A 6,035-nucleotide genomic window follows, 5' to 3' on the forward strand; every position below is an offset into this window, starting at 1 on the left:
GGGCGCAGGCAGTGGCGTGCAAACTCAGAAAAGCAACGAGGCCATTTCCCTTCATTGCCACTCGAGGGGAGAAATAGAGGCTCTGGATATTCAGCCCAGATTGGAAAATAACCTCGTTACCACAAACACAATAGACGTCCCGGATCAGGATGACACACATCAATAAGTATGTTTTGCATTAAGTATGAACATGCATGCAATTTTGACCCGTAGCGGGGTATTCGACTTCCAAAAATGGCTCTGAAGCAGATTTGGCGCAGTCCAACATGCTAAGCGCTATATATCGACAGGTTTTGGAGGAGGTTGCCGATGGCGTCACAGTTTTCACGGCGGGATTTCCTGCCAGCAGGTCTCAAGGCCAATCGGGTCGAGCTTGTTGGGAACACGATCCGGATCCACTCGCGTGCCGCCAAAGCCGCGGCGGCGTGCCCGCGCTGCGGCATGGTTTCACACCATGTTCACAGCAGGTACCGCCGTCGGCCTGCCGTTCTCTGCGGTGCCCAGCCAAGGCATTTTCGGAACGGTTTCCGCCGGAGGTGACCCGGCCGCATGCGCAGCATACCTCCCGTTTGCAAGGACTGGTCCGGCACCTCGGCTTGGCACAGGCGCTCACCGCACGGCTCCTGCTGCCAGTCAGCAAGGATACTTTCCTCCGCAGCATCCGGGACGCGGCGGCGGCCTCAAGCAATGATCTCCGCGTTATAGGTATTGACGACTGGGCTTGGCGAAAGGGACAGCGATACGGCACTTTGATCTGCGATCTGGATCGGCGCCGGGTCATTGATCTCCCGCCAGACCGGGAACCCGCCACGGTCGAGGCATGGCTGCGGGCCCGTCCGGGGATTGAGGTCGTCGCCCGCGACCGCGATGGAGGTTATGGCGGTGCCGTCTCACGGGCCTTGCCAAAAGCGGTTCAGGTTGCCGACCGCTGGCACCTGTTAGAAAACGTGAGCACAGCTTTCCTGGCCGCTGTTCAGCGTAACATGCCTGCCATCCGCAAAGCGATTGGAGCAAAGACACTGGATCCCAAGCTGCTGACGGCCGCTGAAAAGCTGCAATACGAAGGCTATCTGCGCCGCCAGCAAACCAACCGGATGGTTCGCCAAACAGGGCTCAGCCGCAAGCTCGTCCGGCAGATTTTGCGCGGGGAACGCGAGGACGTTTTCCGCATCCGTGAGAGCAGTCTGACCCCTTGGCTGCCGCGGCGGGAGCGGGAATGGGCGGGCGGTTGCAGGAACGGCGCCGAACTTTGCCGTCGGCTGCGGGCCGATGGTTTCCAGGGCAGCCTCGGTGTCGTCGGGGAATGGGCCTCGCGCCAGCGCCGTGCTGAGCGGGCCGCGCCATCGGGAGCAGAAAAGCCGTCGACCGCGCGCAAGATTGCCCGCCTCTTGACCCTGGGCCGGGATCATCTGTGCAAGGCGGATGCCATCCAAGTCGCACGGATCGAAGCTTCGTTGCCTGCCCTCGCTGCAGCCCGAAGGCTGACCGACCGGTTTACGGACATGGTACGCAATGCTCGGGAAGACGCTCTGGAAGGATGGCTGAATGAAGCGGAGGACGGGCTGCTCGGTGTCTCCGCTCGTGGGCTCCGGCGTGATCAAGCTGCGGTCGCCGCAACGCTGAGGGAACCGTGGTCCAATGGGCAGACCGAAGGGCAGATTAGCCGCCTCAAGACGCTCAAACGCCAGATGTATGGAAGGGCGAACATCGACCTGCTCAAAGCACGGCTCGTTCAAGCGCCCTGATCTGAGAGAAGCCGAAGTTGCACCAAAATTGATTCAGAACCAAAAAATGACCCCCCTTACATTGATGGTCATCATGCTCTCGAGGCTATCGGGACCAGGTTTGGAATGTTCGTTGTGGAGACGATTGCGAAGGTCCGCCGCGCGTATTTTCAAGACAAGAAGTCTATCAAGCAGATCTGCCGTGAACTGCGGGTCTCGCGGCACACCGTGCGCAGGATCATTCGGTCCGGCGTCACCGAAATGATCTACGAGCGCAGCATCCAGCGTCAGCCGAAGATCGGTCCTTGGCGGGGCGAACTTGACAGGATACTTGCAGAGAATGCGCGCAAACCGAAGCGTGAGAGGCTGACCCGCATCCGGATCTTTGAAGAGCTGCAATCGCTGGGCACCCAGGGCGGTTACGATGCTGTCCGGCGTTATGCCGCAACCTGGGCGAAGTCTGAGCGCGAGGCATCGGCAGCAGACTATGTGCCGCTCAGCTTTGACCCCAGCAAAGCCTACCAGTTCGACTGGAGCCATGAGACTGCCCTGGTCGACGGCGCAACCACGACGGTAAGGGTTGCTCATGTCCGGCTTGCCTTGATCCTCCTGGCCAAGAACTATGGCCGGTACGACTACCGCAAGATAGCCGAACTGCTGCGCATCGATGGCTGGCAAGTCAACTACAAGAAGGTTCAGCGCCTCTGGCGCGAGGTAGGGCTGCAACTTCCGCGGCGGCAAAAGAGGGGGTGACGCCCCCAACACAAGGACAGCTCAATCCTCCGACCCCGGCCGACACACCCCAATCATGTCTGGAGTGTTGGCTTTGTTCACGACAGGCTCGGCAACGGCCGCGGCTACACGATGCTGACAGTTCTGGATGAATACACCGCCAGGTGCTCGCGGTGGCAGTCCGAACCCGGATGCGTTCCGAAGACGTCCTGGAGGTGCTCTACGGCCTGTTTCTTCGCCCCGGGAGCCTGAGCTCGTCCGAAGCGACAACGTCCGAAGTCGCGAAATTCCGGCTGCTTAAATCAGCAGGTCATGGAGCATCCGGAGTCCCCGACGCCCTGACAGGTTTGCTCAGACAGGTTCTGCCGTCAAGAAATGATCTCTTTCATGGCAAACACAGGGTGCGCGCCCTGGCGGCCCTCACCGTCCTTAATACGAGATCCCAGGCAGAAAGCGCGAACATAACCCACGAGGTCAGCAAATTGCCTCCACGGCCCTTGTCGGAGAGAGGTTTTTCCGTCTGGGCTCACTCTTCGAAGAACGGGTGATAGGGTTCGCCGCGTTTGACCACGACGTGTACTGTGCACGCTATTTTGGCCGCGATAGCGGTATAGGCCTTGCCAGGCAGTCGCGAGATACCGTGCCGCTGCAACCAGTGGTGCAATGAAGACCGCTCCAGATGAGGAATGGAGGGCTGCAAAGCATAGACGCAATCGTCAAGCGGCAGCAAAGTATGGCGTCGGAAGGCAACGGCCAATGCCTCTTCCTCTTTGCCTAGAACAGTCGAGCCCGGCTCCCTTGGCCCCGTCTTTCTGTCTTCGACTGTTTGGCGCTTTCGCCATTTGGCACCGGCCTTGACGTTGACGCCAAGCTCACTGCCCAATGCCGCATTCAAAGCTTGCGATCGCAGTATTGCTGCTTCGGATAGCGCGCAAGGTCGTGGCGCATCCAAGACGTATCTGCCCCATAGGACATCCTTCCATTCCATCGAATGGATCGCACCATTAAACTATGGGATCTAACACCAGAGTGTTTGCAACTACCTCGCCTTGTCTTCTCAGAAGCATATCGGGCAGGCAAGACAACAGCTCAATACATACTTTTTTCTACAACGTCAGTAATCAGACATCGATAGCAGTGTGACATCAACCTAGTTTAGTGAAACACCTAAGCACGGCCAGAGAACAGGAAGCTCTATACTTTGTGATTAACAAATCGAAGCCTTAACACCACACGCTTCCAATCCCCATCAGAAAATTCTGGTCGCCTCCAAAAACTAAACAGGCCATTGGCCAGCGGCGAACGAAACCCGGCTAAACCGTAGGGAAAGCGAGGCCAAAACCTAGCACAGACGATCGCAAGAGCCACTGATTGGTCTTGGCCATGCTGTTGTAATGGAGTTTCAGAGCAAATTGGAAAGCCGAAAATGACATTACCCCAAAGCCTCTGACTGAGCAGGGTAGCCTGTGAATGAATGCGGGTTATACACTTGGCTCTCTGAAAGCACTAGAGGAATAGCATCGGATGGCAGGGCGAACCGCACACAGACTGGTGGACACAAGTTATCAAATTCGAGAAGTCCAAAGTTCGAGAAAGTACACATTTCACTATCGAATTCTCTGCTAGCCACGTTCACGTGCTGAACTGCAATGATTGAATTAAATCACTAAGCGTCAGTGCTCAAATAGGGAATTCCAACGTCATTTTCCGGGCGCTCGGACAAGGTGGCAGCTAACACATGTACAGTAAATTCAACACCATTTTCAGCCCCTACTAGTAAAGAAATTACTGCAACTGTCGCAAGGGTGAACAACTGTCGCAAGGGTGAAAAGGACAACAGGTCATGTTCATACACAACAAAGGGCGGGCTGAAAATTGAGTCCTCGACAGGCTGTCCGCTGTGATCATGAAAGCCAAGCCCACATATTTTTAGATTAACATATCCAAGAGGAGAAATATTCAGCGAGATCGTAAACCTCCCCTCTCTCCACCTGAGCAGAAATGTGTAACACAGCCTATGAGCAAAAAACCAGTCAAAACCTAACAACCTATTTGAGATATTCTGATGAATGAACGAGAAAACAATCCCGGCCAGCCCACGCCGAGATACCCTCGATCCGTGGTTATCCCTGTTGGCTGCACTGTTCCTGAATACAGCTTGAATTTAAAGCGTCAATCATTCAACATACAATACTGGAGGGAACGCACCCTTGTTCGCTTAGCTCTCGAAGAGTCCGTGAACGCTGGTATTAGGTTTGTTATTTTCGTCACCAAACCTGGCTTCGAAAATATACGTCGAGATCTAATAGTTGATGTGATGCAGAGATTGGACAACACAAACACCAACTCACCATGCATTCAAGAGTTTCAGGGGAGAGTTCTAAAGCTTGCTGAAACTTCAGCTCAAGTTTGCGGAGGCGAAATTCGTCCAGTAGAGCACATTGTCGCCTCTGCTACTCCATTCATACAAGATGAGATTTTCGCAATCATCTGCCCCCGAGATGCCTTCTCAAAGGATGGCCAGCCAATTACTTCATGTCTTAAGGAAGTCGTTGAAGAACACCTACGAACTGGCTCATCAGTTATAGGGGCTACCGAGCTCGCATTCAAAAGCCATAGGCAAAAGGTGCTTGTTGATGTGAACGCGCTAAACGGCGAGATTGAGAGCCCGTTTCTAAGCGGCCAACCATTGAAAAGGGCAACCCTTTTCACACTAGTTGGCAGGGCTGTTTTACACAAGAGCCTGATAAGAGAATCGCTATTCTTGTCGTTTCCACACGAGGACCTGACGCCAGATTTCTTCGGCCTATTGCAGATGGCCTTCGTCAACGAAATTAAAGTTCTAGCAAAAAAAGTGGAGCATCGTTACGAAGATCACGAGGAGGATTTTTACTGCTCTCAAAATGCTGTGAAAACCAATCTTGGCGAGAAAGGAAGAGACCCCTTTGACCTTTTCGATTTTGACTCAAATGACGAAATAGTGAACGTTTTCAACATAAATAGCTGAGCCAAATTTAATGACCGCAATCAACCTTGACAGCAAAAATAAGTTGACAGCCCGTCAGGCGGAGCAGGGCCATTCGACCTTGCCAACTAGCCCTGATAAAACTTGCCGGGAGAAAATCAAATCTCTAGAAAGCAAACTCAACCTCGAAATGGAGAGGGTTTTCAAGGATGCTGAATATGCAAAGTTCTATCTCTTTATGTTTTTTCGAAAAAACGAAATAGACACCGTGCAAGAGTTGTTGAGAAGAAGCCCAGAGAGAATTTTCTTTTTAAAAACATCTTTTAAAGTAAGGAGGTGGTTTTTCACGATGTGCTTCTCAAAAAGATACTTAACGCAAGAGCTAAGCATTTTGGCAACACATTGGTACCTTCAAAAACAGGCGTCTTTGCGCAAATCCTGTCAGCGTATTTGAAACAAACGGAGAAGATAAAGTTTCTCCTACTCAAACTGAAGTGTTTCCAGGAAACCGAACAGCTGGCTAAGGTGTATTCAAACCTTTGAGGGGAAACGAGAATGGTAAGGCACCGGATCTTTACAGATCAGTTTAAGGCCAAGGTTGCGATTAATGCGAT

The 6,035-nt window shown here is 53.2% G+C and carries 3 protein-coding genes and 2 pseudogenes; 4 read left to right on the forward strand and 1 reads right to left on the reverse strand.

From position 1 onward, the window contains the following. Positions 1-309 precede the first annotated feature (309 nt). Both AC58NV_RS23300 and AC58NV_RS23305 read left to right on the forward strand, forming a co-directional pair. A pseudogene (locus tag AC58NV_RS23300) lies at positions 310-1,745 on the forward strand (ISL3 family transposase). Positions 1,746-1,850: 105 nt separating this feature from the next. Further along, entirely contained in the window at positions 1,851-2,477 is a 627-nt protein-coding gene (locus AC58NV_RS23305) for an IS3 family transposase (protein WP_497229281.1), read from the forward strand. Between the two features lie 601 nt (positions 2,478-3,078). Here AC58NV_RS23305 and AC58NV_RS23310 read toward each other — a convergent pair. After that, positions 3,079-3,424, reverse strand: a pseudogene (locus AC58NV_RS23310) (IS481 family transposase); the annotation flags it as partial. 1,097 nt (positions 3,425-4,521) lie between these two features. Between AC58NV_RS23310 and AC58NV_RS23315 the strand changes: the two are divergent. Together AC58NV_RS23315 and AC58NV_RS23320 are read left to right on the forward strand one after the other, a co-directional pair. After that, entirely contained in the window at positions 4,522-5,463 is a 942-nt protein-coding gene (locus tag AC58NV_RS23315; protein WP_497229282.1) for a glycosyltransferase family protein, read from the forward strand. A 10-nt stretch (positions 5,464-5,473) separates the two neighbouring features. Beyond that, a complete protein-coding gene (locus AC58NV_RS23320; RefSeq protein WP_497229283.1) occupies positions 5,474-5,875 on the forward strand; it encodes a hypothetical protein in 402 nt (133 codons plus the stop codon). The last annotated feature ends 160 nt before the right edge of the window (positions 5,876-6,035 follow it).

This window comes from Leisingera sp. ANG49 (genome assembly GCF_059694505.1).